At 70.4% G+C, this 25,379-nt stretch carries 22 protein-coding genes; 12 read left to right on the forward strand and 10 right to left on the reverse strand.

Annotated features, from left to right (window positions below; all coding sequences use genetic code 11):
• Positions 1-12: 12 nt before the first annotated feature.
• Both ASF43_RS02250 and ASF43_RS02255 read right to left on the reverse strand, forming a co-directional pair.
• Positions 13-570, reverse strand: a complete 558-nt coding sequence (locus ASF43_RS02250) for an alpha/beta hydrolase (RefSeq protein WP_056176033.1) — start codon at positions 568-570, stop codon at positions 13-15.
• A gap of 13 nt (positions 571-583) precedes the next feature.
• Positions 584-1,225, reverse strand: a complete 642-nt coding sequence (locus ASF43_RS02255; RefSeq protein ID WP_056176036.1) for a peroxiredoxin — start codon at positions 1,223-1,225, stop codon at positions 584-586.
• A 186-nt stretch (positions 1,226-1,411) separates the two neighbouring features.
• Between ASF43_RS02255 and ASF43_RS02260 the strand changes: the two genes are divergently transcribed.
• Complete coding sequence (locus ASF43_RS02260; protein ID WP_156373097.1) at positions 1,412-1,951, forward strand: hypothetical protein; 540 nt, start codon at positions 1,412-1,414, stop codon at positions 1,949-1,951.
• A 7-nt stretch (positions 1,952-1,958) separates the two neighbouring features.
• Here the strand turns inward: ASF43_RS02260 and ASF43_RS02265 are convergent, their stop codons facing one another.
• Together ASF43_RS02265 and ASF43_RS02270 are read right to left on the reverse strand one after the other, a co-directional pair.
• Positions 1,959-4,622 carry an ATP-binding protein gene (locus tag ASF43_RS02265; RefSeq protein ID WP_056176041.1) on the reverse strand — a complete coding sequence of 888 codons (2,664 nt, stop codon included), beginning with the start codon at positions 4,620-4,622 and terminating at the stop codon, positions 1,959-1,961.
• Positions 4,619-5,821 (reverse strand): DNA repair exonuclease, encoded by a 1,203-nt coding sequence (locus tag ASF43_RS02270; protein ID WP_056176044.1) that lies wholly within the window; start codon positions 5,819-5,821, stop codon positions 4,619-4,621. The genes ASF43_RS02265 and ASF43_RS02270 overlap by 4 nt, the downstream gene beginning before the upstream one ends.
• 182 nt (positions 5,822-6,003) lie before the next feature.
• Here ASF43_RS02270 and ASF43_RS02275 point away from each other — a divergent pair, with 182 nt between their 5' ends.
• Together ASF43_RS02275 and ASF43_RS02280 are read left to right on the forward strand one after the other, a co-directional pair.
• On the forward strand, positions 6,004-6,309 hold the full coding sequence (locus ASF43_RS02275; protein ID WP_056176046.1) for a hypothetical protein: 306 nt from the start codon (positions 6,004-6,006) through the stop codon (positions 6,307-6,309).
• A complete protein-coding gene (locus ASF43_RS02280; RefSeq protein ID WP_156373098.1) occupies positions 6,309-6,728 on the forward strand; it encodes a hypothetical protein in 420 nt (139 codons plus the stop codon). Before ASF43_RS02275 ends, ASF43_RS02280 begins: the two co-directional genes overlap by 1 nt.
• Here ASF43_RS02280 and ASF43_RS02285 read toward each other — a convergent pair.
• The 4 genes from ASF43_RS02285 to ASF43_RS02300 form a co-directional block, all read right to left on the reverse strand.
• A complete protein-coding gene (locus ASF43_RS02285) occupies positions 6,646-8,661 on the reverse strand; it encodes a U32 family peptidase (RefSeq protein ID WP_056176053.1) in 2,016 nt (671 codons plus the stop codon). The two genes, ASF43_RS02280 and ASF43_RS02285, sit on opposite strands and share 83 nt — an antisense overlap.
• An 84-nt stretch (positions 8,662-8,745) precedes the next feature.
• The gene (locus ASF43_RS02290) at positions 8,746-9,888 is read right to left on the reverse strand and encodes an alpha-hydroxy acid oxidase (protein WP_235578097.1); all 1,143 of its coding nucleotides are present in this window, start codon (positions 9,886-9,888) and stop codon (positions 8,746-8,748) included.
• Between the two features lie 13 nt (positions 9,889-9,901).
• Positions 9,902-10,588 carry a Fe2+-dependent dioxygenase gene (locus ASF43_RS02295; protein WP_056176057.1) on the reverse strand — a complete coding sequence of 229 codons (687 nt, stop codon included), beginning with the start codon at positions 10,586-10,588 and terminating at the stop codon, positions 9,902-9,904.
• A 19-nt stretch (positions 10,589-10,607) separates the two neighbouring features.
• Positions 10,608-12,926 (reverse strand): TonB-dependent siderophore receptor, encoded by a 2,319-nt coding sequence (locus ASF43_RS02300; RefSeq protein ID WP_235578098.1) that lies wholly within the window; start codon positions 12,924-12,926, stop codon positions 10,608-10,610.
• Between the two features lie 277 nt (positions 12,927-13,203).
• Here ASF43_RS02300 and imuA point away from each other — a divergent pair, with 277 nt between their 5' ends.
• The 4 genes from imuA (at position 13,204) to ASF43_RS02320 (ending at position 19,510) form a co-directional block, all read left to right on the forward strand.
• The gene (imuA, locus tag ASF43_RS02305; protein ID WP_056176062.1) at positions 13,204-13,938 is read left to right on the forward strand and encodes a translesion DNA synthesis-associated protein ImuA; all 735 of its coding nucleotides are present in this window, start codon (positions 13,204-13,206) and stop codon (positions 13,936-13,938) included.
• Positions 13,910-15,193 carry a DNA polymerase Y family protein gene (locus ASF43_RS02310; RefSeq protein ID WP_056178026.1) on the forward strand — a complete coding sequence of 428 codons (1,284 nt, stop codon included), beginning with the start codon at positions 13,910-13,912 and terminating at the stop codon, positions 15,191-15,193. The genes imuA and ASF43_RS02310 overlap by 29 nt, the downstream gene beginning before the upstream one ends.
• Positions 15,186-18,497, forward strand: a complete 3,312-nt coding sequence (locus tag ASF43_RS02315) for an error-prone DNA polymerase (RefSeq protein ID WP_056176065.1) — start codon at positions 15,186-15,188, stop codon at positions 18,495-18,497. The genes ASF43_RS02310 and ASF43_RS02315 overlap by 8 nt, the downstream gene beginning before the upstream one ends.
• Before the next feature lie 125 nt (positions 18,498-18,622).
• Positions 18,623-19,510 carry a trypsin-like peptidase domain-containing protein gene (locus tag ASF43_RS02320; RefSeq protein WP_056176068.1) on the forward strand — a complete coding sequence of 296 codons (888 nt, stop codon included), beginning with the start codon at positions 18,623-18,625 and terminating at the stop codon, positions 19,508-19,510.
• Between the two features lie 28 nt (positions 19,511-19,538).
• Here the strand turns inward: ASF43_RS02320 and ASF43_RS02325 are convergent, their stop codons facing one another.
• Together ASF43_RS02325 and ASF43_RS02330 are read right to left on the reverse strand one after the other, a co-directional pair.
• On the reverse strand, positions 19,539-20,282 hold the full coding sequence (locus ASF43_RS02325) for an SDR family NAD(P)-dependent oxidoreductase (protein WP_056176071.1): 744 nt from the start codon (positions 20,280-20,282) through the stop codon (positions 19,539-19,541).
• 16 nt (positions 20,283-20,298) lie between these two features.
• Positions 20,299-21,207 (reverse strand): LysR family transcriptional regulator, encoded by a 909-nt coding sequence (locus ASF43_RS02330; RefSeq protein WP_056176074.1) that lies wholly within the window; start codon positions 21,205-21,207, stop codon positions 20,299-20,301.
• Between the two features lie 119 nt (positions 21,208-21,326).
• Here ASF43_RS02330 and ASF43_RS02335 point away from each other — a divergent pair, with 119 nt between their 5' ends.
• The 5 genes from ASF43_RS02335 (at position 21,327) to ASF43_RS02355 (ending at position 25,288) form a co-directional block, all read left to right on the forward strand.
• The gene (locus ASF43_RS02335; RefSeq protein ID WP_056176077.1) at positions 21,327-22,088 is read left to right on the forward strand and encodes a sulfite exporter TauE/SafE family protein; all 762 of its coding nucleotides are present in this window, start codon (positions 21,327-21,329) and stop codon (positions 22,086-22,088) included.
• A gap of 112 nt (positions 22,089-22,200) precedes the next feature.
• Positions 22,201-23,991: a monovalent cation:proton antiporter-2 (CPA2) family protein gene (locus ASF43_RS02340; RefSeq protein ID WP_056176080.1), complete on the forward strand. Its 1,791-nt coding sequence runs from the start codon at positions 22,201-22,203 to the stop codon at positions 23,989-23,991.
• On the forward strand, positions 23,966-24,529 hold the full coding sequence (locus ASF43_RS02345; RefSeq protein ID WP_056176083.1) for a DUF924 family protein: 564 nt from the start codon (positions 23,966-23,968) through the stop codon (positions 24,527-24,529). Before ASF43_RS02340 ends, ASF43_RS02345 begins: the two co-directional genes overlap by 26 nt.
• Before the next feature lie 70 nt (positions 24,530-24,599).
• Positions 24,600-25,040 carry a putative toxin-antitoxin system toxin component, PIN family gene (locus ASF43_RS02350; protein WP_235578161.1) on the forward strand — a complete coding sequence of 147 codons (441 nt, stop codon included), beginning with the start codon at positions 24,600-24,602 and terminating at the stop codon, positions 25,038-25,040.
• Between the two features lie 5 nt (positions 25,041-25,045).
• Positions 25,046-25,288, forward strand: a complete 243-nt coding sequence (locus ASF43_RS02355; RefSeq protein ID WP_056176084.1) for a hypothetical protein — start codon at positions 25,046-25,048, stop codon at positions 25,286-25,288.
• Positions 25,289-25,379 lie beyond the last annotated feature (91 nt).

Here is a 25,379-nt window from a genome sequence, read left to right on the forward strand (position 1 = left end):
CGCGCGTGGGCCTCAGGCGGCCTGGGCCTGGCCGGCCGCGATGGCAGCGCGCGGCGCCGTCGCCAGCGACCGCAACAACTCCAGCCCCTCGGGCCAATGGCCGAACCCCGACGCGACGTTGATGTGCCCCGCATCGGGCAGCTTGACCAGCGCGCTGCCCCATGAGCGCGCATACGCACCCGCCAGCCGGGCCGGGCAATAGGGGTCGTTGGTGCTGGCGACCACGATGCTCGCGAACGGCAGCCGCTGGTAGGGCACGGGCGCGAAGTCCTGCAGCACGGCCCGCCGCTCCGGGTCGGCCGGGGCCACCAGCAGCGCGCCCTGCACCCGCGCCTGCACGGCCGCGGGCAGGTGCGACACCACGATGCAGCCCAGGCTGTGCGCCACCAGCAATACCGGGTCGGGCCGCGCCAGCACCGCCTGCGACACGGCGCCGACCCACGCGCGGCGCGTGGGCGTGGCCCAGTCGTCCTGCTGCACGCGGCTGGCGTCGGGCAGTTGCTGCTCCCACAGCGTCTGCCAGTGGCCGGGGCCGGAGTTGCGCCAGCCGGGGATGATCAGCGTGCGCATGCTCGGCGCGCCGTCAGCGGTTCGGTTGGGGCGTGATGCGCAGGTAAGGGCGCACCGCGGTGTAGCCCTTGGGAAAGCGCTGCGCGAGCTCGGCCGGGTCCTGCAGGCTGGGGATGATCACGACGTCGTCGCCGTCCTTCCAGTTCGCAGGCGTGGCGACCTTGTGGCTGTCGGTCAGCTGCAGCGAGTCGATGACGCGCAGGATCTCGTCGAAGTTGCGGCCCGTGCTGGCCGGGTAGGTGATGGTGGCGCGCACCACCTTGCTGGGGTCGATGATGAACACGCTGCGCACGGTGGCCGTGGCCGACGCGTTCGGGTGGATCAGGTCGTACAGCTCGGACACCTTGCGGTCCGCGTCGGCCAGGATGGGGAACTGCACCTGCGTGTTCTGCGTCTCGTCGATGTCGGCGATCCACTGCTGGTGCTTGTCCACCGGGTCGACGCTGATGGCAATCGGCTTGACGCCGCGCCTGGCGAACTCGCCCGACAGCGCGGCGGTCTTGCCGAGTTCGGTCGTGCACACGGGCGTGAAGTCGGCAGGGTGCGAGAACAGCACGACCCAGCTGTCGCCGGCCCACGCGTGGAAGGCGATGGGTCCGAGGCTGGATGGCTGGGTGAAGTCGGGGGCGGTGTCGCCGAGTCGGAGGGTGGCCAAGGGGGGTGCTCCTGAAGTGATGCGGCCATTGTGCGCAGCGCATGCCCGCCGCCCAACGAAGCTTTGCGCGGATGCTTAGCCGCGCGGCGCATATGCCGCCGGCGTGGACGCGTCCGCAGTTGTGGGGATGTGCCACAGCGGCCGGCGTGCTGTGATGCCCAGCTTGTCCAACCTGAAAGGGGCACCATGAATCCCATGATCGAACGGCTGATCGACCTGGCCACGCGCGAGGTCGGTACGCGCGAAGACAGTGTCAACAACACGGGGGCGCGCATCGTCGAATACCAGGGCGCGACCTGGCTGCAGCCCGGCGCCTGGCCATGGTGCGCCGCCTTCACGTGCTGGCTGATGCGTGAGCTGCTGGAGGAGGAGGGCGCGCGCGAGTTCCTGAGCGGCTATCTGAAGCGCCCGCCCATCACGCTGGCGCAGGCCGAAAAGCTGCGCTGCCGCGATGCGAGTGCCTTCGGCTGGGAGAAATGGGCACGCAGCCATGGCCTGCCGCTGCTGGGCGAGCGCGAGCTGGCGCGCGCCGGTGACTTCGTGGTGTTCGACTTCTCACACATCGGCCTGGTCATCGAAGACCAGCGCTCGCCCGGCGATCCGGTGCGGACCATCGAAGGCAACACCAACGGCAAAGGCGAGCGCGACAGCGCATCGGGCGATGGCGTCTGGATGAAGACACGCGATCCGAGCCTGACCAAGAGCTACATCCGGATCTTCCAGTAGGTTGCCTTCAGTTGCCTTCTTGCAGCGCCCGCACCGCCACCCCCATGTCCCGCCACGATTCCGGATGGCACGTGAACAGCAGCACCTGGTGCCGCTGCGCCGCGTCGAACAGCACGCGCTTCATCTGCGCCAGGCGCGCGCTGTCGCTGTGCACGAGGGCGTCGTCCAGGATCAGCAGCGTGGGCCGGCCGGCCTGCTGCAGCAGGTCGGCGTAGGCGAAGCGGCTGATCAGGCCGAGCTGCTCGCGCGCGCCGAAGGAAAGGTCGGCGACCTGGCCGGACTCGGTGGCGCCGCTGGTGGCAGGGCGCGTCAACAGGCCGGGCGCGAGTTGCGCGTCCATCTGCACGGTGGCGCCAGGCAACAGCAGGGGCAGGTAGTGCTGCAGGCGCTGCTGCAAAGGCGCCTGCAGCCGAGCCAGCGTGGCCTGGCGGCGGGCCTCCAGCTTGCGGCACAGCAGGTCGAGCGCGGCGGCGCGGCGGCGCAGTTCTTCGCAGCGGCGCTGGGCGCGTGCGTGCTGGCCGGCGACGGCCGCGCGCTCTTCTTCCAGGCCCTGGGCGCCGGCCTGCTGCAGGCTGGTCTGCAGCACGAGGATGTCTTCGTGGCGCTGGCGGTGCGCGCGCTGCAGTGCGTCCACGCTGCGCTGCAGCCGCGCGATGTCCTGCGCCACGATGTCGGGCCGGGCCGACTGCAGGGCGGCGCTGGCCTGCGCGGCGCGTGCGTCCACGGCCTGGTGCTCGGCGCCGGTGGCCAGCAGTTGCTGCTGCGCCTGCGTGCGGCGCTGGGCGTGGGCCGGGTCGGCCAGCGCGGCGTGCGCGGCCTGCTGCTCGCGCTGCGCGGCGTCGTGGCGGCTCTGCGCGGCGGCGTCGTGCTGGCGCGCCGTGGCCAGCGCGGCCAGCGCCGCCTGCTCGGCCTGGTCGGCGGCTTGCTGCGCGGCTTCAGCCTCGGGCAGCGGCAGGGGTCGGGCGTCGGCGGCTAGCGGCAGGCGCGAGACGGCGTCCTGCGCGGCCTGCGCGCGGCTGCGGGCGGTGTCCACGGCGGCGCGCAGGTGGTCGATGCCGTGCGGCGCGACGATGGCCAGGGCCTGCTCGGCCAGCTGCAGGTCGGCCTTCAACGCGTTGCAGGCGGCCAGCCGCGTTTCCGCTTCGGCCAGGTCGGCCAGGACGAGCGCGGCCAGCGCGTGCTGCAGTGCGTCCTGTGCCTGCTGGTGCGCGGCGGCAAGCTTGGCCAGGTCCTGCCCGCCCGGGGTGATGTGCAGCTGCCCGCCGCCTTCCAGGTGCAGCGTGGCGGGCGCGTCCAATAGTTGCTCGCCCTGGCCTTGCAGTGCGTGCTCGGCACCCCGGCTGGTCAGCCCGATGCGCTGGCCGCCCGGCAACTGGTAGGCCAGCCGCGTGGCAACGGCCTGGCGGCGCAGCGCGGCGTCGCCGAGCGTGCGTTCGAGCTTGCGCAGTTGCAGCAGTTGCGGCTCGGTGATGGCGGGTTGCGCGGCGATGCGGGCGCGCAGCGCCGAACAACGGGCCTGTGCGTCGTCGGCGCGCGCGAGGGCCTGGGCCTGGCGCTCGGCATCGGCGCGAGCCGCTTCCACCTGCTCGATGAGGCCGGCGCGCGCGGCTTGCTGCCGGGCTTCGCGGCATTGCGTGCGGGCGACCTGCGCGCGGGCTTGGGCGGCATCGGCCTGCTGCTGCGCGGCGGCCACGGCTGCGCTGGCCGTGGCGCGCTGCGCGTCGGCGGCGGCCAGGGCCTGCGTGCGGGCGGCGGCGTCGGCCTGCTGCCGGTCGAGGGCAGCGAGTTGCTGGGCCAGCAGCTGGCGCGTCTGCTCCAGCTCGGCCAGCCGTGCGCGGTCGGTCGCCAGTTGCTGCTGGTCGGCCTTGAGCGTTTGCTGCTGCGCGAGTGCGACTTGCAGTTGCAGGTCCAGTGCGTCCCAGGGGCGGTCGGCGGCCTCCTGCGCGTGCTGGGCGCGCCAGGTGGCGAGCTGGTCGACCTGCTGGCGGTAATGCGCGATCTGGGTGTCTAGCGTTTGCAGTTCGGCCTGGTGCTGGTCGATGGCTTTGGCGGCGGCCTCGTAGTCGGCGCGGGGCTTGCCGGTGCCGGTCAGCAGCAGGCTGCGCTGCGCACGCAGATCGTCCAGCAGCGCGTCGCCGCCCGTGGCGGCGAGTGCGCCGGCCTGGTCGCCGACGCCGTCTTGCAATGCGTCGTGCAGGTGGTCGCGCGCATGGCGCACGTCCAGCTCCTGGCCCGTGCCTTGTTCGACCCACAGCAGGCCGGGGATGCCCCAGTGCTCGGGCTTGCTCGCGCCTTTGGGTGCGAAGCCGAAGCCGAACAGCTGAGCCAGATGGTCTTCTGCCTCGGTCCCGTCGAGCTGGCGCGTGCCGACGCGCAGGGTGCAGCGCTTCTTGCCCAGGAAGCTCTTGACCAGCTGGTGCGGCTGGCCGTCCAGCTCGAAGTCGATCTCCACGCGCGGCGCGGCGCTGCTGCCTTCGCCCCACGGCCGCAGGTCCTCGACCATGCTGGACTTGTGGCGCTCGAAGAACGCGGCGCGGATGGCGCGCACCAGCGTGCTCTTGCCGGCCTCGTTGGGGCCGGCCAGGATGTTCAGGCCAGCGTCGAAGCCTTGTAGCTCCAGCGGTTGGCGGAAGCGGCGCAGTTGCTCGACGCGCAAGCGGGTGAGTTTCATGGCAATGCCGCCCGGCCGCCCGAAGGCATGGCGGCACCCGCTTGGGGGGCCGCGATTCGCGAAGCGATGCGCGTGGGGGCCATGTTCGCTCCTCGTTGCGCCAGGGTGGCGGTCAGCAGCGCCAAAGCGTCCTGTGCCGTGCGGGCGTCGTCGGTGCTGCCGGCGCTTTCCAGGCGCAGCTCGGCGATGACGTCGCCCAGATAGCCGTCGGCCTGCAGGCCGGCGATGTCGGCATCGGTGGGCACCAGTTGCAGGCCGGCCAGGTCGGCCTGCAGATGGCGGGCTCGCCCTTCGGCTTCACCAATGGCAGCGGCCAGCTGCGCGTGCGCGGCGAGGTCCAGCGCGCCGTGCAGGCGCAGGTCGACCACGTCCTGCGCGGCCACGCCGGCCAGTTGCTGCAGCACCGCGTCCAGATCACTCGGCACCTGCAGCGCGGCATCGATCTGGCGCCAGCGGAACTGGCCGACCGTGACCGGCTGCACCTGGGGCTCGGCGCCGGGCGCGGCGATGTCCACGACCAGGGCCTGGCCGGGCGCGTTGTCGCGAAAGCGGTCGGGTTCGGGTGTGCCGGCGTACCAGGTGCGCACGTCGATGCGTTTCATGCCGTGCCAGTCGCCCAGGGCCAGGTAGTCCAGCCGCGCGCGCGTGGCGCGGTCGGGTGCGATCGGGTTCGTTGCGTCGATGCTGTCGGCCAGGATGCCCTGCACGCTGCCGTGTGCCAGCGCGATGCGCAGCAGGCCGGCGGGCGTGGCGGCGCTGTCGAACCAGTCGGTCAGGTCGTTGTGGGTGTGGCGCTGCGTGAGCGGCGCGGGCAGCACGGCGAAGCCCTGGGCCTCGAACACCTGCACATCGGGCGCCAGCAGCAGGTGGGCATTGGGTGGCACGGCGCCCAGGCGTTGCGCGCGCGTCCACACGCTTTCGGCCAACGCCGCGTCGTGGTTGCCGGGCAGCAGCAGCCAGGGGCCGGGGAAGCCGGCCAGCGCGTTGAAGAGGCGCCGGATCGTGCGCTCGGACACGGTCTGCGCATCGAACACGTCGCCGGCGACCAGCACGGCGTCCACGCCTTGCAGGGTGGCGAGCTGGGCCAGGCGTTGGACGACATCGATGCGGGCATCGGCCAGGATGGGCGCGTTCTCGGGCGACAGCGTGGCGAACTGGCGGCCGATCTGCCAGTCGGCGGTGTGCAGGAATCGGGGCATGGGGTGGGGTGGATGGGCGACTGCGGCCCAATGACCTGAGCTGGACAAGTCACGAGATTGTGACGGTCCACGCGCAAGCCCAGCCCAAATGTGCAGTTTCGCGCGGTCGGCGCAATCGATTTGGCCGGTGATTTGCGCACGCCGCGCATGCATGATCCGCGAGTGCGAACGACGCCCAAATCATGTGGTACGACCGCGCGTCTGGCGCCGCGGTGTCTGCAGCGGGCGGCGGCGCCGCACTGGCCGTCAATGGCGTGGCGCAATTTCGCCCGAACGCGACTGGCGAGCGACTCGCCCGCACTACCCTGACGGAGAAGGCTCTCGCCCAGACGAGCTGGCGTATCGACCTCGGGAGCCGGCTGCTCGATTCCAACGTCGAGGATTACAGCGTTGCCGGCAGCAGCATCCGCGTCATCGACTTCGGCAACTCCAACGATGCTGCCATGCGGTCGATTTCCAGGTGGGCTTGTGGAACGGGACCAACCTGATGCTTGCGAGCGCGCGGGACCAGGTCATGTTCGGCATCGACCCTGCCACTTCGGCCGCCAAGGGCCAGGTGCAGTACCTGGGCAACAATCTGTTCCGGTTCCTGGAGACTGGCAAGGGCGGCTCGGGCACGACGCTCACCGTCAGCTCCGCGACCAACGGCTACCACGTGCGTACGCTGGATGCATTGGACATGGGCGTCACCGGCAGCCCCTCCGACTACATCGACTACGTCGACTTCAGCGCGAGCCGCACGTTGGAGTTTGCCGCCGCGCCCAACGAGGTGCCCGAGCCAGATTCCAGCGCAGCCGACTGCCTGGGGGCGCCTGTGCGCAGGCTCAATGCGCGGCCTGCGCCCCCGGCCGCGCCTTGTAGAAGGTCATCGGCTGCGCCTTGGCCTCGTTCAGCACGGCGCGTTTGATCTTTCCGACCACGTGCATCTCGCAGGGCTTGCAGTCGAAGCGCAGCGTGAGCTTCTCCTTGCCGTTGATCAGCGCCAGCGGCTCGGCGCGCACCGTGCCCTGCACACCCGTCACGCCCTTGGCCTGCTTGGGACACAGCGAGAGCGAGAAGCGCACGCAGTGCTTGGTGATCATGAGGGACACCTCGCCTTCCTCCTCGTGGCTCTCGTAGGCCGCAGCGATCACCTGCACGCCGTGGCGCGCGTAGAACTGGCGCGCCTTGTCGTTGAAGACGTTGGCGAGATACGTGAGCGTGTCCTCGGGGTAGGGCGCGGGCGGCTCCACGGGTGCGGCGCGCAATGGGCGTTCGTAAGCGGCCAAGCGCGCGGCCTCGAGCGCCTCGCAGGCATCGCGGCGCAGCTGGTTCAGCAGCGAAGCCGGCACGAACCAGGGCTGTGACAGGGCGATGGCGATGTCCAGCGGCGCAAAGTCGGTGGCGCCGAAGCGGCCCAGGTGCTCGCGCAGGCTGGCCAGCCCCTTGGCCGCATCGCGCGCGGGCTCATGCGCGTGGCGCGCGCGGGCCTCGGCGCTGTGGCCGTCCTCGTCGGTCAGCTGCAGGCGAAAGCCGTCGGCCGTGTCGCTGAACTGCACCCACACGCCAATGCGCCGCTCGCTGGACTTCCTGTCCAGCATGCGCACCCAGTCCATGTCGCGGTTGCGGTTGATCTCGGTGCCTATTCGCAAGTTATGCAAATCGCGCAGGCCGGCCACATCGTCCTTGGGGAACACGCGCCAGCGGTTCAGCTTGGTGGCCGACGCCGGCTCGGCGCGGTCGATGGCCATGCCGACCAGTTCCTTGTGCAGGTCGTAGTAGCACAGGCCGTCGCCGTTGTGCAGGATGGTCGCGGCGTCCGTCGTTTCCAGCTCGACCCAGTTCGGCCCGATCTGCGTGACCCAGCCGATGGCCTGGCCCGGGTTCTTGGGCGTGTCGAAGGCGCCGATGTCGTCCTGCCGGCCGTTGACGAAATAGTCGGTGAACTCGCGGTTGAAGTTCTGGTTCGGGTCGGGCGTGAAGCTGAAGGTGGTGCGCCCGCTCGACGCGCGGGCCAGCGGTGTGTGCGCCGGGTCCATCTCGCGCGCCTCGATCAGTTCGTCGATCAGCTTGCGGTAATGCGCCGTGATGTTCTTGACGTAGGCCATGTCCTTGTAGCGGCCCTCGATCTTGAAGCTGCGCACGCCGGCATCGACCAGTGCGGCGATGTTGGCGGACTGGTTGTTGTCCTTCATCGACAGCACGTGCTTGTCGTGCGCGACGAAGCCGCCCTTGCTGTCCACCACCTGGTAGGGCAGGCGGCAGGCCTGCGAGCAGTCGCCGCGGTTCGCGCTGCGGCCGGTATGGGCATGGCTGATGTAGCACTGGCCGCTGTAGGCCACGCACAGCGCGCCGTGCACGAAGAACTCGAGCTGGCTGCGCTGCGGGTCCAGCACCTGGTGGATGGCGCGGATCTGCTGCAGCGTGAGCTCGCGCGCCAGCACGATCTGCGAGAAGCCGGCGTCCTGCATGAAGCGTGCTTTCTCGGGCGTGCGGATGTCGGTCTGCGTGCTGGCGTGCAGCTGGATGGGTGGCATGCCGTCCAGCGCCAGCAGGCCCATGTCCTGCACGATCAGCACGTCGGCACCGGCGTGGTAGACGTCCCAGGCCATCTGGCGCGCGGGCTCGAGCTCGTCGTCGCGCAGGATGGTGTTCAGCGTGATGAAGATCTTGCTGTTGAAGCGGTGCGCCTCGCGGCACAGGCGCTCGATGTCGCCAATGGCATTGCCGGCCGAGGCGCGCGCGCCGAAACCGGGGCCGCCGATGTAGACCGCGTCGGCGCCGTGGTGAATGGCCGCGATGCCGATGTCGGCGTCGCGTGCGGGCGCGAGCAGTTCGAGCTGGTGGGAAAGCAGGGACATGGTGGAACCGCTCGCCTTCGCATGGCGGCGGCCGGTAGCGTGGGGAGGGCGGATTTTATGGGCTGGCCTGCGCCATCCCGCCCGTCACAGACGCGCCAGCGTGGCAGGCGTGATGTCGGCCAGCGTGGCACAGCCGGCCAGGGCCATGGTCGCCTCGAGCTCTTCGCGCAGCAGCTTGAGCATGTGGGCCACGCCCAGCGCGCCGGCCACGGCCAGCGCGTAGACCTGCAACCGGCCCAGCAGCACGGCGTCCGCGCCCAGGGCCAGGGCCTTGAACACGTCGGCGCCGCTGCGGATGCCGCCGTCGAACAGCAGTGGGTAGTCGACGTCCACGGCTGCGCGCACGGCAGGCAGCGCGGTCAGGCTGGCCGGTGCACCGTCCAGCCCGCGGCCGCCATGGTTGGAGACGACCAGACCGCGCACGCCGCGCGCACGCAAGAGGGCCGCGTCATCAGGGTGCAGCACACCCTTGACCCAGACCGGCACGCGCGCCTGCTCCAGCAGCCAATCGAGGTCCTGCAAGGTGGGTGCCTCGGCCATCAGCCCCTGGAACACGCGGCTGTGGCCCGGCGCCAGCGTGCGCTGTGGCGCAGCGGGATGCCCCAGCAGGTTGGCGGGCACGCAGTCGTCCGGCATGCGAAAGCCTGCCGCCAGCGCGGTGTGGCTGGCGGCCTGGATGCTGGCGTCCAGTGTGACGACGACGGCACCGTAGCCGGCAGCCTCGGCGCGCCGCAGCAGGCCCAGCGTGGCGTCGCGCCGCGGCTGGAAGTAGAGCTGGAACCAGCGGCGCGGGCCGGCCGCGGCGGCGATGTCCTCCAGCGTGCAGGTGGCCAGCGTGCTGCTGACCAGGCCTGCGTCCAGCGCCTGCGCGGCCTGCGCCGAGGCTCTTTCTGCGGCCGGGTGCGCCAGCCGTTGGTAGGCGACCGGCGCCAGCAGCAGCGGGTGGGCGAAGTCCTCGCCTCCCAGCGTGCAGGCCAGATGGCCGTGCGTCACGTCGCGCAGCACGCGCGGCCAGATGGCCCAGGCGTCGAACGCGACGCGGTTGGCTGCCACGGTGTGGCCCGCACCGCTGCCCCCGGCGATGTAGGCCATGCGCGGCGCGGGGAGGAAGCGGGGCGCGAGCGTCTCGTAGTCCGCTGCGCAGCGGATGTCGGGCGGAATCTGCGCGAGCGGGGCCAGCACGCTGGCGTCGTGCATCGTGCGGGTTGATCGGTTGGCCTCGTCCATGCCGCTCACGCTCCTAGAACTCCAGCCACATGCGCAGCAGGTTGTGGTAGGTCGCGGTGAGCCCGATGACGGCAGGGTCGGTCTCGCCCACGTTGCTGCGCAGGCGCATCAGGTGCTGGTCCATGTCGTACAGCAGGCGCCGATGCGCATCGCTGCGCACCATGCTGTGGACCCAGAAGTAGCTGGCGATGCGCGCGCCGGCGGTGACGGGCTCGACACGGTGCACGCTGTGGCCGGGGTAGAGGATCAGGTCGCCGGCGGGCAACTTGATCCTGTGCTGGCCGTAGGTGTCCTCGATGACCAGCTCGCCGCCCTCGTAGCTGTCGGGGTCGCACAGGAACAGCGTGCAGGACACGTCGGTGCGGACCCGGCCCTCGCCGCCGGGCAGGTAGCGCACGGCACTGTCCACATGGTTGCCGAAGCTGTTGGCGTTGCCTTCGTACCGGTTGAACAGCGGCGGGGAGATCTGCTTGGGAAGCGCCGCGGAAAAGAACAGCGCATGCCGGCCGAGGCCTGCGAGGACGATCGTCTGCAGCTGCTGCGTGGCCTCGCAGGACTCGGGCAGTTGCCGGTTGTTCTTGGCCTGCGCCGACTGCTCGCCCGCCGTGGCCCTGCCGTCGCCCCAGGGGGCGGCCTGCAGGATCTGCCAGGCCTGGCGCAGTTCGTCGGGCGTCAGGACCTGGTGGACGTGCACGAGCATGGGGCAGGCTCCTTTCGGATCAGAACTTGACGCCGACGGTCAGCTTGGCAGTGCGCGCTTCGCCTGGCGTGTAGAAGCCAGGGTAGAGCTGGTCGCCGTAGACCTTGTTGGTCAGGTTGCTGACGTTGATCTGTGCGTACACGTTGTCGTTGAACAAATACTCGACCATGGCATCGTAAGCCACGTATCCCGGCGCGGCTGCCGTGGTGGACGCCGCACCGGTGGTGCCCTGCAGGGGCCGGTTCTTGGCTGCGCCACGGGCGCCGCCGGCCACGCGGAACTTCGGGGTCAACTGGTAGCTGATCCAGGTCGCGCCGCTGTGTTTGGGTGTCAGGCCGACGGGCGATCCCACGATGCCGGCTGCCACCGCCGTGCCGACCTTGTCGATCTTGGCTTCATGGGTGTAGGCATACGACATGTAGACCTCGAGCGCGGGCGTGATCTTGCCCACCACGTCCAGTTCCACGCCTTGCGAGTGGCGCTGGCCGGACAGCACGGGGAATGTGCCGGCGAAGTCGGAGTCGGTGGTGCGCTCGTTGTACTTCGTGGTGCGGAACAGTGCGCCCCGTGTCGACAGCTGGCCGTCCAGCCAGTCGAGCTTGGCGCCGATCTCGATATTGCGGCTCTTCTCGGCCGGGACGTCGGCGATCTGCTGCGTCGTGTACTGGTAGGTGTCTGCCGAGGTGTTGAACGAGGTGCCGTAGGAGACGTGGTAGGACTGCGTGGCAGAAGGCTGGAACAGCACCCCGAAGCGCGAACTCCACAGGGACGAGTACGACAGGCTGCTGGAGGTCGTCACCGCGGCCGCGCTGATGCTGTTCATGTCGGCCTTGAAGCTGTCGTAGCGCAGACCGCCGAGCAGCTTCCACTGGGGCGTGAGGCTCATCACGTCCTGGACATAGGCGCCATACGCGCGGCCGGCGTAGTCGCTGCCTTGGCGGTAGACGGGGCTGACGGCGAGCTGTGTGCCGTTGTCCGGGGTGTTGACCGCCGTGCCGCCCTTGTTGAAATTGGTGCCAGGCAGGCCGTTGCCGGTGACCGCGACGAAGCGGTCGGCCGATTCGCGCGCCATGTCGAAGCCGGTCAACAGCTCGTTCTTGAGGCCGAGCCAGTTGAACGTGTTGCTGTAGTCGCTCTGCAGGTAGGTGCCGCGGATCTTGTCCTTGCGCGGCGCCAGGCCGCTGCGCGTCATGGCGGTCTGGTCGGTCAGTGTGGCGGCAGTGACCGCGGGCGTGCCCGCGGGGCAGGTTCCGGTGGCCGTCAGCGCGACGCCGCAGTAGCCGGCCGTCGTGTTCCAGCTGGCGCGGTTGAAGACGCCGCTGCGCAGTTGCGTGCGCAGCTGGCCGCCGCCGTTGCCGAAGCGGTGGGTCCACGAGGCCGCACCGTAGGTGGCCTCACCGCGCAGGTAGTCGCTGTCGGTGCCGTAGAAATTGCGCGCCGAAATTCCTTCGGCAACACCGCCGGACAGGTAGCGCAGCGAAGACATGGGCACGTTGTCCACGTTCAGATAGAACAGGCCGACGGAGAACTCATCGGCCGTGCCGATGCCCCATCGGTACGTGGGCGCGATGCCTTCCTTGTCGATCTCGGCCCCGAAGTTGCTGGCCTTTTGCTTCATGACGTTCACACGCAGGGCCGCGTTCTCGCCGACGATGGCATTGAAGTCGCCGGTCACCCGCACGTTGCCGCCAGTGCCCACGGTGGTGACGACCTCCTGCTCGGTGATGAGCTTGGGCTGTTTGGTCACCTGGTTGATGACGCCGCCGGTGGACCCGCGGCCAAACAGCATGGACGCCGAACCGCGCAACACCTCGATGCGGTCGTAGTTGAAACTGTCGCGGTCGTATTGCGACGGGTCCTTCATGCCGTCGATCAACAGATCGCCCGTGGTGGCCACGGGAAAGCCGCGCATGCGGATGTCCTGGTCGGTGCCGTTTTCGGTGGCGGCGAAGGTGATGCCGGCGGTGTAGTGCAAGGCCTGGCGCAAGGTGTCCAGTTTGGCATCGTCGATCAGCCTTTCGGTCATCACGGTCAGCGATTGCGGGATGTCGCGGATGTCCTGCTGCCCTTTGCCGATGGTGGACTTGTTGGTCTGCAGCGTTTCCTTGGCGTTCTCTTCGGCTTGCGCACGAACCTTCACCTCGGGCAGCGTGGCAGCAGCGGTCGGTGGCGCGGGCGGTGTGGGGGCGGTCTGTGCGCTTGCCGCACAGGAGGCCATGACGAGCCCGAAGCCCGCAGCAATGGCGCCCAGGGGCAGCATGGCGCTGGCAGGTGCAGGGGTTTCGGGTCGGTCGGCACCGTTCGGTTGTGCGGATGGTGTGGCAAGGCGCGAAGGCATGGTGGCTCCAGGTGGTGGTGTCAAAAAGGTTGGCGGTACGGGCGCCGCGCGTGCGCGCCGGCACGCCTGCGCAACGGCTGCGTGTTAGATCACAGGCCGGTCGAAAAGTTATTAGCAATAGTTCGCATTAAGATTGTAACCAGTCCATGGGAGAGAACGGCGCTCGGCGCAGTGATCTGTGACGTCCATGAGACAGGTGGCCGCGAGAGGCCCGGCCGGAAAAGCCTTGATTCGTTCGGGCACCCCTGCATAATGCTGTTCAAATATCCAGTGTTTTATGCCAGCCCGCCACCATCTCACCGACACCAGCGTCTTGCCCGAGCGGCCCGACGTCTGGCGCGGCGACGCGCTGGGCCGGGCCGGGGCGGCTGTGCTGCCCAGCGGCCATGCGACGCTGGACGCCGAGCTGCCTGGTGGCGGCTGGCCCGCGGCGGGCCTCACCGAGCTGCTGCAAACGCGCGCGGCCTGCCACGACTGGCGCGTGCTGATGCCGGCCCTTGCGCGCCTGGCCGGGCAGGCCGGTGGCCCGGTGGTGCTGGTCGGCGGGCCCGACGGCCTGCAGCCCTTCGCGCCCGCGCTGGCGGCCCAGGGCCTGGCGCCGTCGCAGCTGCTGTGGGTGCAGGCGCTCGACGCCAAGGCGCGGCTGTGGGCCGCCGAGCAGGCGCTGCGCTGCGCCGACGTGCCGGCCGTGCTGGCCTGGCTGCCGCAGGCGCGGCCCGAGTTGCTGCGCCGGCTGCACCTGATCGCCATCGACCACGGCCGGCCGCTGTTCGCGTTCCGCCCGGCGGCCGTGCAGCAGGAAGGCTCGCCCGCGCCGCTGCGGCTGCTGCTGGACGGCAGCGATGCGCTGCAGGTGCAGGTCTTCAAACGCCGCGGCCCGCCCATGGCCGCACCGCTCGCGCTGGCTGCCCATGCGCAGCCGCTGGCCGCGCTGGCCCAGCGCCGCGCGCAGCGCCTGCCGGCTGCAGCGCAGGACGCCCCGCATGTGCTGGATCGCGCTGTCACCGCCTGAGGACCAGCAGGCCGCCTGGTGCTGGCAGGCCCTGCAGTTCACGCCGCGCGTGGCGCTGGAGCAGGGCTGCGTGCTGCTCGATGTGTCGGTCTCGCTGCGCCTGTGGGGCGGGCTGCGCGCGCTGCTGGCGCAATTGCTGCGCCCCGCGCTGCTGCCGGACTGCCAGGCCTGGGCCCAGGCGCCCACGGCACGCGTGGCGCTGGCGCTGCTGCGGCTCAAGCTGGGCGAGCGGCCACGGCCGGCGCGCGTGCCCGACGGCCTGCCGCTGGACACCCTGGCCGCTGCCCAGGGCGCGCTGGCCGTGCTCGAGCGCGTCGGCTGCCGCGACTGGGGCAGCCTGCGCGCGCTGCCGCGGGCCGGCGTGGCGCGGCGCTTCGGGGCGGCGCTGCTGGACGCGCTGGACATGGCCTACGGCGATCGCCCCGAGGCCTTCACCTGGTGCCAGCTGCCCCCCGTGTTCGACCAGAACCTGGAGCTGCCGGCCCTGGCCGACAACGCCCCCGAACTCATGTGGACCGCCCAGCGCCTGCTGGGTGCGCTGCAGGCCTGGCTGCGCGCCGGCCAGCGCGGCGTGGTGGCACTGGAACTGCAGTGGACCTACGACCTGCGCCGCATGGACGGCGTGCTGCTGCCGCCCACCGCCAGCCTGCCCGTGCGCACCAGCCAGGCCACGCAGGACATGGCGCACATCCGCCGCCTGCTCGCCGAGCAACTGGAGCGCACTCCGCTGGCCGCCCCGGCCAACCACCTGCGGTTGCGCACCCTGCAGACCGAGGTGCTGGCCGGCCGCAACGCCAGCCTGCTGCCCGAAGACCAGGCCAAGGGCGAGCGCCTGCACGAACTTGTCGAGCGCCTGGGCGCGCGGCTGGGCGCCGACCGCGTGCTGGTGCCGCGCCTCGTGGCCGACCACCGGCCCGAATGCATGCAGCGCTGGGTGCCGGCGCATGCGGCCGGTGCGGCTGCCGCGCCCACGCTGCCCGCGGACGCCGCACTGCAGCCGGCCTGGCTGCTGCGCGAGCCGCTGCCGCTGGCCATGCAGGCCGGCCAGCCCGTGTTCCACGGCCGCCTGCAGCTGCTGGCCCGCCCGCAGCGCCTGGACGGCGCCGGCTGGTGGGACCTGGCCGCGCCCAAGCCCGCCTCGCGCGACTACCGGCTGGCCTTCAGCGAAGGCTGGGGCCTGCTCTGGCTCTACCAGGAGCTGCCCCGCAACGGGCAGGGCGAGCCGCGCTGGTTCCTGCAGGGTGCCTATGCCTGATCCCTCGCACAACGCGCAGGAGAAACAGGAGGAGCGCGCAGCCCGCAAGTGGCCGCTGCCGCAGCCGGTCACCGGTGCGCCCGATCCGCTGGGCCTGTACACCGAGCTGCATTGCCTGAGCAATTTCAGCTTCCAGCGTGGCGCTTCGCACCCGGACGAACTCGTCATCCAGGCCTACCTGCTGGGCTACCGCGGCCTGGCCCTCACCGACGAGTGCTCGGTCGCCGGCGTGGTGCGCGCCTACATGGCGCTCAAGGACTATCGGGCCATGCTCCAGGAGGCCGAGCAGGCCCAGCCCGGCATCACCTACCAGCGCGATTTCCAGTTCCTGCCCGGCAGCGAATTCGCCTTGCCCGGCTGCCGGCTGGTGGTGCTGCCGCACGACCTGGTCGGCTGGGGCCAGCTGTGCGAACTGATCTCGCACGCGCGCCGCCACCAGCACGTCGCCAAGGGCGACTACCACGTGGACTGGAGCGACGGCTGGGGCACGCTCACGCATTGCGAGATCCTGCATGTGCCGGCGCGCCACCCGGCACCGGACGAACTGCTGCTGCGCACGGAGTTGCGCCGCCTGCGCGCGCTGTTCGGCCGGCACCTGTGGCTGGCGGTCGAGCTGGTGGGCGCGGCCGACGATGCCCAGTGGCTGGACCGGCTGCGCCGCCTGTCCACGCTGACCGATGTGCCGCTGCTGGCCGCCGGCGGCGTACTCATGCACGCACGCGTGCGCAAGCGCCTGCAGGACGTGCTGACAGCCGTGCGCCTGGGCAAGCCCGTGGCCGAGTGCGGCTTCGCGCTGGAGCCCAACGCCGAGCGCCGCCTGCGCCCGCGCGTGGCCTTGCAGCAGTTCTATCCGCCCGAGCTGCTGGCCGCCACCGAGACGGTGCGCGAGCGCTGCCAGTTCGATCTGGACGAGATCGCCTACCGCTACCCGCGCGAAACATTGCCGAGCGGCCTGACGCCCACCGAGGCCCTGCGCCAGCTCACCTACGCCGAGGCCGCCCGGCTGCGCTACCCCGACGGCATGCCGCCGGGCATCCGTGCGCTGGTCGAGAAGGAACTGAGCCTCATCGCCTACTGCCAGTACGAGATGTTCTTTCTCACCGTGCACGACATCGTGCGCTTCGCTCGGGCCGAGGGCATCCTGTGCCAGGGCCGCGGCTCGGCCGCCAATTCGGTCGTCTGCTACTGCCTGGGCATCACGGCCGCCAACCCCGAGGACTCGCACCCGCTCATGGAGCGCTTCATCAGCAAGGAGCGCCAGAACGAGCCACCCGACATCGACGTGGATTTCGAGCACGAGCGGCGCGAAGAAGTCATCCAGTACATCTACCGCAAGTACGGCGCCGACCGCGCGGCCATCGCGGCCGTGGTCATCTGCTACCGCCGCCGCAGCGCCATCCGCGACGTGGGCACGGCCCTGGGCATCCCGGCCGCGCTGGTCGATGCCTTCGCCAAGGAGCACCACTGGTTCGACGCCGCGCTGATCGGCGAGCGGCTGGAGCAGCTGGTCGACGAGCTGCAGATCGGCATCGATCCGCGCCGCGTGGCGCAGTGGCTGGTGCTGACCGACCAGCTGCGCGGCTTCCCGCGCCACCTGAGCCAGCACGTGGGCGGCTTCGTGCTGACCGAGGGCCGGCTCACCAGCCTGGTGCCGATCGAGAAGGCGTCCATGAAAGACCGCTCGGTCATCCAGTGGGACAAGGACGACCTGGAGCGCATGGGCCTCATGAAGGTCGACGTGCTGGCCCTGGGCATGCTCACCGCGTTGCGCCGCTGCCTGGACTTCGTGAACCGCTTGCGCGGCACGCAGTGGGACCTGGCCGGCATCCCGATTAAGGACGAGGCCACCTTCGACATGATCTGCCGCGCCGACACCGTGGGCACGTTCCAGATCGAGAGCCGGGCCCAGATGTCCATGCTGCCGCGCCTGAAGCCTCGCGTGTTCTACGACCTGGTGGTCGAGGTCGCCATCGTGCGGCCCGGGCCGATCGAGGGCGGCATGGTCCACCCTTACCTCAAGGCGCGCGAGCGGCGCGACAAGGGGCTTCCGATCCACTACGAGAAGGAGGCGCTCAGGCCGGCGCTGGAGCGCACGCTGGGCGTGCCCATCTTCCAGGAACAGGTGATGCAACTGGCCGTGGACGCCGCCGGTTTCACCGCAGGCAAGGCCGACAAGCTGCGCCGCGCCATGGCCGCCTGGAAGAAGGAGGGCGACATCACCCCCTGGCATGACGAATTGGTGAACGGCATGACAAGCCGTGGCTACACCCTCGAATTCGCCGAACGCATCTACAAGCAGGTCTGTGGCTTCGGCGAATACGGCTTCCCCGAAAGCCACGCCTACAGCTTCGCCTTGCTGGCCTACGCCAGCAGCTGGCTCAAGTGCCACGAGCCGGCCGCCTTCCTGGCCGCGCTGCTGAACTCCCAGCCCATGGGCTTCTACGCCCCCTCGCAACTGGTGCAGGACGCGCGGCGCAGCGGCATCGCGGTGCGCGCCGTCGACGTCTCGCACAGCGACTGGGACGCCGCGCTGGAAGACGCGCCCGGCGTGCGCGCCCAGCCCGCCGCACAGGGCCAGCCCGCCGTGCGCCTGGGCATGCGCCTGGTCAAGGGCTTCAACGAGGCCGCGGCCCGGCGCATCGTGGCCGCCCGCCAGGCCGGCCCGTTCGCCAGTGTCGAAGACCTGTCCCTGCGCGCCGTGCTCGACCGCCGCGAGCTCGACGCGCTGGCCGCCGCCGACGCGCTGGCCAGCCTGGCCGGCCACCGCCGCCAGCAGGCCTGGGAGGCGGCCTCGCGCCACCGCGCGCCGGTGCTGCTGCGTGGCGCCCCGGTGCACGAGCCCTCCCTGGCGCTGCCTGCCGCCCGGGAGGGCGAAGAGATCCTGTTCGACTACGACGCGACCGGCCTCACGCTGCGCCGCCACCCGCTGGCGCTGCTGCGCGAACGGCTGGCGCGCTCGCGCATCCTGAACGCCGACCAGCTGCGCGATCTGCCACACGGCCGGCGCGTGCGCGCGGCCGGCCTGGTCACCGTGCGCCAGCAGCCCGGCACGGCCAACGGCACGATCTTCGTAACGCTGGAGGACGAGACCGGGCCCGTCAACGTGATCGTCTGGCCGCGGGTGCGCGAGCTCCAGCGCGCGCCGCTCATGAACGCCCGGCTGCTGGCCGTCGAAGGCCTGTGGCAGCGCGACGTGGACAGCGGCGGCCAGGTCCAGCACCTGGTCGCCGAGCGGCTCAAGGACCTCACGCCGCTGCTGGGCCGGCTGGGGCAGTTGCGCAGCCGCAGTCGGGATTTCCACTAAAGGACGGCCAAATTCTGGCCGCTCCGCGCGCTTAAGATGCGCGCGTCCTACAACAATAACTGTTTCATCAAGACGATCGCAGGGGTACTGCCTTTTGCGTTTGTTGTTGCCCTCATCCCGCTTCCATGTCGCCGCCGCCCCAGCTGAACCTGATCGACGAACTCGTGTTCAGCGTCGTCCGCATCGAATGCGAGACGCCGCAGGGCGTGCGCTGCGGCACCGGCTTCTTCTTCGCGTTCCTGCTCGAGGACGGCAAGCGCAGCCCCTGCCTGGTCACGAGCCGCCATGTGGTGGAGGGCGCCACGCACGGCCGCTTCTACCTGGCGTTGAAGGACGAGGAGGGCCGCATCCTGCGCAACCAGGACCTGGAATTCAAGGTGCCGCATTTCGAGGAGCGCTGCCACCCGCACCCCGACCCTTCGGTCGACCTGGTGGTGTTCTTCGTGGGCGCGATCCTGCAGACCATGAAGAACCAGGGCCACAAGTTCCACATCACCTACCTGTCGCGCAGCAGCCTGATGGAAGAGGACGAGATCGCCAGCCTGTCCATCCTCGAAAACATCGTGCTAGCCGGCTACCCCATCGGCTTGTGGGACCGGCGGCACAGCCAGCCCGTGCTGCGCCGCGGCATCACCGCCACGCACCCGGCACTGCCGTACAACGGCGCTCCAGAATTCCTGATCGACGCGCCCTGCGCCGCCGGCCTGGGCGGCGCGCCAATCTTCGTGCGCCGCGGGCAGCCGGTCGAAGAGCCCGCCGCCACGTCCAGCCTGGGCCTGCTCGGCCCCGTGCCCACGCATTCGCGGCGCATGGCCTTGCTCGGCATCCTGTGCGCGGGCCAGCACTGGGCCGTGGACGGCATGCCGATCCGCGAAAACATCGCCACCAGCCCGCACGCCGACCACGCCGCGCTCGCGCGGCAGAACCAGGTGCAGCTGGGCTATGCGCTGAACACCAGCAAGCTGCTGGATTTCGAGCTCATCGTGCGGGCGATGGTGCGCGGCAGCCGCTAGCCAACCACCTTTTGGGCAGCCTCGCCGCTCAGGCCGGGTCGCGCACGTCGGCCACCGGGTTGGCGCCGAAGTTCGGCCGGGCCAGGTAGGCCAGCACGCGGGTTGCGGCCTCGTCGGGCGAGGTCAGTTGCCCGCTGCTGTGCAGCTGCGCGAAGTTGCCCTGGTCCGGGAAGCTGCCGCGGTCGGCGCTGCGCAGTTGCTGCTGCATCTCGGTGTCGATCACGCCAGGCGCGAGCGAACAGACCTTGGCGCCGTTCGGCCGGGCCGCCTCGTCCAGCGCCAGGCAGCGCGTGAAGTGGTCCATGCCGGCCTTGGCCGCGCAGTAGCCGGCCTGCGCCGCCATCGCGCGCCGGCCCAGGCCCGACGAGATGTTCAGCACGCGCCGCTGGCCCGGCCAACGCGTGGTGGCGCCCAGGAACGCGGCCGTGAGCTGCATCGGCGCCTCCAGCCCCACGCGCAGCGCATGGGCCAGGTCGGCCGGGTCGGCGGCGGACAGCGGCACCAGCGCCGGGATCACGCCCGCGTTGTTGATCAGCGTGGCGCTGGCCCACTGCGCTGCGTCCTGCTGCGCCAGCCAGTCGGCGAGACGCGCAGCCACGCGGCCGCCGTCGGCCAGGTCGGCCTGCCATTGCGTGCAGCCGGCCACGGCCAGCTCGGCATTGGCCTGGCGCGAGATGCACAGCAGCTGCTGGCCTTCGCGCAGCAGTTGCCGGGCCAGGCCCAGGCCCATGCCGCGCGAGGCGCCGGTGAGGATGGTGAGGTGTTGCGTCATGGTGGGAAGTCTCGCTTCAGTGGTTTGCATTCGCCGTTTCGGCCGTGGCCAGCAGATGTTGCACGAACAGCCGCGCCGCCGGCGCCAGCGCCGTCTCGTCGCGCAGCGCCAGCACCAGCGCGCGCGCCGCGAACGCATCGGTCAGCGCCACGCGCTGCACCCCCGCCGCGCGGGCACAACGCTGCGCCACGGCGCGCGGCACGATGCCCACGCCGATGCCTTGGCCGACCAGGCGGCACACGGCCTCGAAGCTGCGCAGCCGCACGCGGTAGGCCAGGCGCTTGCCCAGGCGCCGCGCGTGCTGCGCCAGGTGGGCGTGGATGGCGCTGTGCTCGGCCATGCCGACCAGCGGCGCGCCAGCCACTTCGGCCAGGCCGATGCCATCGCGGCCGGCCCAGGCATGGCCGCGCGGCACCACCAGCACCAGCGGGTCGTCGCGCAAGGGGTGGACCACCAGGCCGGCCAGGTCCGCCGCGTTCGACAGCAAGCCGATGTCGCACAGGTCCTCGCGCAGCGCATGGGCGATGTCCTCGCTGGGGCGCTCCTCCAGGTCGACCGAGATGCCGGGCTGCGCTGCCAGGAAGCGGGCCAGCACCTGCGGCAGGTGTTCCGACAGCGCCGAGGTGTTGCACAGCACGCGCACCTGGCCCTGCAGGCCGGCACCGTAGGCCCCCAGGTCGGCCTGCAGATGGTCGATCTGCAGCAGCACCTGGCGTGCATGGTGCAGCAGGCTGCGCCCCGCGGGCGTGGGCTGTACGCCGCGCGCCGCGCGCAGCAGCAGCGGCGTGCCCAGCGAATCTTCCATGGCGCGGATGCGCTCGCTGGCCGAAGCCAGCGTCATGTGGCTTTGCGCGGCACCGCCGGTGATGGTGCCGGCCGCGTGCACGTGCACGAACAGCCGCAGGTCGGTGAGGTCCAAGCGCATGGGCGCGATGCTGCCACAGGCTCAGGCAGCGGCTGAGGCCGCGTCAGCCAATCCCGGCTGGTCGTGCAGCCGGTGCGTTTGCAGAATCGGCCGCACCGCTACACCACCATTCCACCGACATGGCCCTGTCCGACAGCCTCGCCCAAGCCCCGCTGCTGCTGCCTGCACTGGTCACGGTCGTGTTCCTGCTGGCCGGCCTGGTCAAAGGCGTCGTCGGCATGGGCCTGCCGACCGTGGCCGTGGGCCTGCTTGCGCTGTGGATGACGCCGGCCGAGGCTGCGGCACTGCTCATCGTGCCCTCGCTCGTGACCAACGTCTGGCAAATGCAGCCCTGGGGCCGGCTGGGCGCGATGCTGCGCCGTCTGTGGCCCATGCAGCTGGGCGTGGTGGCCGGCACGCTGGCGGGCGCCTGGTGGTTCGGCGCGCCGGCCGGTGCTTGGGCGCCCGTGGCGCTGGGGCTGGCGCTGATCGCCTACGCTGGCTGGAGCCTCACGGGCAAGCGCCTGACGGTCGCCCCTACCGCCGAGCGTGCCCTGGGGCCGCTGGTCGGCACGGCGACCGGCCTGGTCACCTCCGCCACCGGCGTCTTCGTGGTGCCGGCCGTGCCCTATCTGCAGGCGCTGCGCTGCACCAGCGACGGGCTGATCCAGGCCATGGGCATCTCGTTCACGGTCTCCACGCTGGCACTGGCCGCCGGGCTGCAGATGGGCGGGGCCACGTCGGGCGCGGCCTGGGCGCTGTCGCTGTGGATGCTGCTGCCAGCGCTGACCGGCATGGCGCTGGGCGCGGCCCTGCGCAAGCGGCTGTCGCCAGCGGCCTTTCGCCAGTGCTTCATGGTGGGGCTGCTGCTGCTGGGGGCGTACATGGTGGTGCTGGCGTGACGCCGCGTCGTAAAGCGCGCGCCCTTGCGGCATTCAATGGGCGCCCGCCCTGGCTTCGTATACCTTCGCACGGCCGTCTGGTAAGGTCGCGCCCGTTTTCGAGGGGAATGCGATGTCAGCAGAGGGAAGTGGCAGCGACCTGGTCCAGGTCGTGAGCCTGTTGGGCGCGGCGGTGGTCGCCGTGCCCTTGTTCAAGAAGATCGGCCTGGGCTCGGTGCTGGGCTACCTGGCCGCCGGGCTGGCCATCGGGCCCTTCGGCCTGGGCCTGTTCACCGATCCGCAGGCCATCCTGCACACGGCCGAGCTGGGCGTGGTGATGTTCCTGTTCGTGATCGGGCTGGAGATGCAGCCCTCGCACCTGTGGAGCCTGCGCAAGCAGATCTTCGGCCTGGGCAGCCTGCAATGCCTGGTGTGCGGCTTCCTGCTCACGCTGGTGGGCATCGCGTTCGGCTTCTCGTGGCCCGTGTCCTTCGTCAGTGCGATGGGCTTCGTGCTCACGTCCACGGCCATCGTCATGCAACTGCTGGGCGAGCGGGGCGACATCGCCGCGCCGCGCGGCCAGCGCATCGTCTCCATCCTGCTGTTCGAGGACCTGCTGATCGTGCCGCTGCTGGCCGCCGTGGCCTTTCTCGCGCCGCCGGCGCTGGACTCCGCCGCCGTGGCGCCCTCGCGCTGGGGCGTGATCGGCCTGGCCCTGGGCGCGCTGGCCGCGCTGGTGGCCGCGGGCGTGTGGCTGCTCAACCCGTTCTTCCGCATCCTGGCCAATGCCAAGGCGCGCGAGGTCATGACGGCCGCCGCGCTGCTGGTGGTGCTGGGCGCGGCGTTGCTCATGCAGCTCGGCGGGCTGTCGATGGCCATGGGGGCCTTCCTGGCCGGCGTGCTGCTGTCCGAGTCCACCTTCCGCCACCAGTTGGAAGCCGACATCGAGCCCTTCCGCGGCCTCTTGCTGGGCCTGTTCTTCCTGGGCGTGGGCATGTCGCTGGACCTGGCCGTGGTGGGCCGCAACTGGCAGCTCATCGTGGCCGGCGTCCTCGCGTTGATGGCGACCAAGGCCTTGTGCATCTACGCCGTGGCGCGCCTTGCCAAGAGCTCGCATGCCGACGCGCTGGACCGCGCGGTGCTGATGGCCCAGGGCGGCGAGTTCGCCTTCGTGCTGTTCGCGGCGGCGCTGGGCGCCAATGTGATCGACGCCACCGTCAACGCCAACATGACGGCCATCGTGGTGCTGTCGATGGCGCTCACGCCCCTGGTGGTGCTGGCGCACCAGCGCTTCGGCCCGCGCCTCGCGGCATCGATGGAAGGGGTGGAAGCGGCGCAGGACCGCCAGGCCAACGTGCTGGTCATCGGCTTCGGCCGCGTTGGCCAGATCGCCAGCCAGGGCGTGGTGGCGCGCGGCGCGTCGCTGACCGTGATCGACAACGACACCCAGGTGATCCGCGACGCACAGTCCTACCTGGGCTTCAAGGTCTACTACGGCGACGGCGCGCGCGCCGACGTGCTGCATGCGGCCGGCGCGCACACCGCCAGCGCCATCCTGGTCTGCGTGGACGACAAGCTTGCCGCCACGCGCATCGCCGAGAACGCTAAGCACGCCTGCCCGCATGCGCGCGTGCTGGTGCGGGCCTTCGACCGCGAACATGCGCTGGAGCTGGTCAAGTCCGGCAACGTGGACTATCTGGTGCGCGAGACCTTCGAGTCCGCCATGCTGCTGGGCCGCGAAGCCGTGCTGGCCACGGGCGCCACGCCGCAGGAGGCCGACGCCGTGATGGCCGACCTGCGCCGGCTGGACGCCGAACGCTTCGATCTCGAAGTGGCTGGCGACGACTTCGCAGGCCGCTCCCTGGTGCTGAACCATTTGCGCAAGAACGAGAGCCCCGATGCCCAGCCAGCTACCGCATCCTGAGCGCGCCGCTGCCGCGCAGGTCGTGGCCTTCTGGCGCGAGGCCGGCCCGGCCGCCTGGTTCAGGAAAGACGCGGCCTTCGACCAGCGCTTGCGCGAGCGCTTCCACGACCTGCACTTCGCCGCCGCCGCGCGGCAGTGCGATGCCTGGATCGACGAGCCCGAGAGCGCGTTGGCGCTGATGCTGTTGCTGGACCAGTACCCGCGCAACAGCTTTCGCGGCACCGCCCACATGTACGCCACCGACCCGCTGGCCCGCATGTTCGCCCGGCAGGCGCTGGACGCGGGGCTGGACCAGCAGGTCGACAAAGAGCTGCGGCTGTTCTTCTACCTGCCACTGTCGCATTCCGAGTCCATGGCCGACCAGAAACGTGCCCTGGCGCTGAACCGCGCGCTGGGCGAGCCGTACACCGAGCATGCGCAGAACCATCTGGACATCGTCGCGCGCTTCGGCCGCTTTCCGCACCGCAATCCCATGCTGGGGCGCGAGACGACGGCGGCGGAGGAAGAGTTCTTGCACGCGGGCGGGTTCGCGGGCTGAGACCTGGCGGCGCCGCGCCTGCCTCTGACGATTGACGGTTGGCCTCTTGATTCATATCATATTCAATATGATGAGAGTGGTGTTTCACACCAACATACTGGTTTCTGCGGCACGCAGCAGCCGCGGCGCATCGTTTGCCGTGCTGCATTCGCTGCGACAGCGGAGCTTCGTCGCGTTGGCATCGGTGCCCCTGATGCTTGAGTACGAATCCGTGCTCAAGCGCCCGGAGCATCTATCGCCGGGCCAGCGCACCTTGACCATGACCGATGTCTTTCTGGATGCGATGTGCAGCCTTGTCGAACCCGTCCATCTGCATTACCTGTGGCGTCCACAAACGCGGGACGCCGCGGATGAGATGGTGCTGGAGACCGCCCTCAACGGCCGCGCCGATGCGCTGATCACATTGAACACCGCAGACTTTGCAGCGCCAGCGCGGCACTTGGGTCTGCCGCTGCTGACGCCGGGCGCCTTCTACATGCGTCACCTCGCACCACCTACTGCCAAGGAGTAAAGACGATGGCCAACTATGCCCTGCGTGTTCCGGAGTCCTTGTTCGAATATGCCCGCCAGGTCGCCGAGGAGGAAAAGGTGTCGATGAATCAGTTCTTCGTCACCGCGATCGCGGAGAAGGTGTCCGCGCTCAAGACGGAAAGCTATTTCCGCGAACGCATGGCGCGCGGCGAGGCGGTCGGTTTCGATGACTGGCTGCGTGCCAGTCCGGATGAACTGCCGCAACCGGGTGACGAACTGCCCGGCTGACCGTATGCGGATTCGGTTCAGCCTGTGTGAGGTGTGTCAAGCCATGCTTCGCGATGGCATCAGCGGGCTTGACCACGTGCCCCTGGCCAGG

The organism is Pseudorhodoferax sp. Leaf267 (genome assembly GCF_001422405.1).
Lineage (GTDB): Bacteria > Pseudomonadota > Gammaproteobacteria > Burkholderiales > Burkholderiaceae_C > Pseudorhodoferax.

Coding starts and splice junctions, on each gene's coding strand:
- ASF43_RS02250 (WP_056176033.1), bottom strand. CDS start 570: ATGCGCACGCTGATCATCCCCGGCTGGCGCAACTCCGGCCCCGGCCAC.
- ASF43_RS02300 (WP_235578098.1), bottom strand. CDS start 12,926: ATGCCTTCGCGCCTTGCCACACCATCCGCACAACCGAACGGTGCCGAC.
- ASF43_RS02295 (WP_056176057.1), bottom strand. CDS start 10,588: ATGCTCGTGCACGTCCACCAGGTCCTGACGCCCGACGAACTGCGCCAG.
- ASF43_RS02275 (WP_056176046.1), top strand. CDS start 6,004: ATGTGGTACGACCGCGCGTCTGGCGCCGCGGTGTCTGCAGCGGGCGGC.
- ASF43_RS02320 (WP_056176068.1), top strand. CDS start 18,623: ATGTCGCCGCCGCCCCAGCTGAACCTGATCGACGAACTCGTGTTCAGC.
- ASF43_RS02290 (WP_235578097.1), bottom strand. CDS start 9,888: ATGGACGAGGCCAACCGATCAACCCGCACGATGCACGACGCCAGCGTG.
- ASF43_RS02330 (WP_056176074.1), bottom strand. CDS start 21,207: ATGCGCTTGGACCTCACCGACCTGCGGCTGTTCGTGCACGTGCACGCG.
- ASF43_RS02280 (WP_156373098.1), top strand. CDS start 6,309: ATGCTTGCGAGCGCGCGGGACCAGGTCATGTTCGGCATCGACCCTGCC.
- ASF43_RS02325 (WP_056176071.1), bottom strand. CDS start 20,282: ATGACGCAACACCTCACCATCCTCACCGGCGCCTCGCGCGGCATGGGC.
- ASF43_RS02315 (WP_056176065.1), top strand. CDS start 15,186: ATGCCTGATCCCTCGCACAACGCGCAGGAGAAACAGGAGGAGCGCGCA.
- ASF43_RS02345 (WP_056176083.1), top strand. CDS start 23,966: ATGCCCAGCCAGCTACCGCATCCTGAGCGCGCCGCTGCCGCGCAGGTC.
- ASF43_RS02265 (WP_056176041.1), bottom strand. CDS start 4,622: ATGAAACTCACCCGCTTGCGCGTCGAGCAACTGCGCCGCTTCCGCCAA.
- imuA (WP_056176062.1), top strand. CDS start 13,204: ATGCCAGCCCGCCACCATCTCACCGACACCAGCGTCTTGCCCGAGCGG.
- ASF43_RS02350 (WP_235578161.1), top strand. CDS start 24,600: ATGAGAGTGGTGTTTCACACCAACATACTGGTTTCTGCGGCACGCAGC.
- ASF43_RS02270 (WP_056176044.1), bottom strand. CDS start 5,821: ATGCCCCGATTCCTGCACACCGCCGACTGGCAGATCGGCCGCCAGTTC.
- ASF43_RS02260 (WP_156373097.1), top strand. CDS start 1,412: ATGAATCCCATGATCGAACGGCTGATCGACCTGGCCACGCGCGAGGTC.
- ASF43_RS02355 (WP_056176084.1), top strand. CDS start 25,046: ATGGCCAACTATGCCCTGCGTGTTCCGGAGTCCTTGTTCGAATATGCC.
- ASF43_RS02285 (WP_056176053.1), bottom strand. CDS start 8,661: ATGTCCCTGCTTTCCCACCAGCTCGAACTGCTCGCGCCCGCACGCGAC.
- ASF43_RS02340 (WP_056176080.1), top strand. CDS start 22,201: ATGTCAGCAGAGGGAAGTGGCAGCGACCTGGTCCAGGTCGTGAGCCTG.
- ASF43_RS02335 (WP_056176077.1), top strand. CDS start 21,327: ATGGCCCTGTCCGACAGCCTCGCCCAAGCCCCGCTGCTGCTGCCTGCA.
- ASF43_RS02310 (WP_056178026.1), top strand. CDS start 13,910: ATGTGCTGGATCGCGCTGTCACCGCCTGAGGACCAGCAGGCCGCCTGG.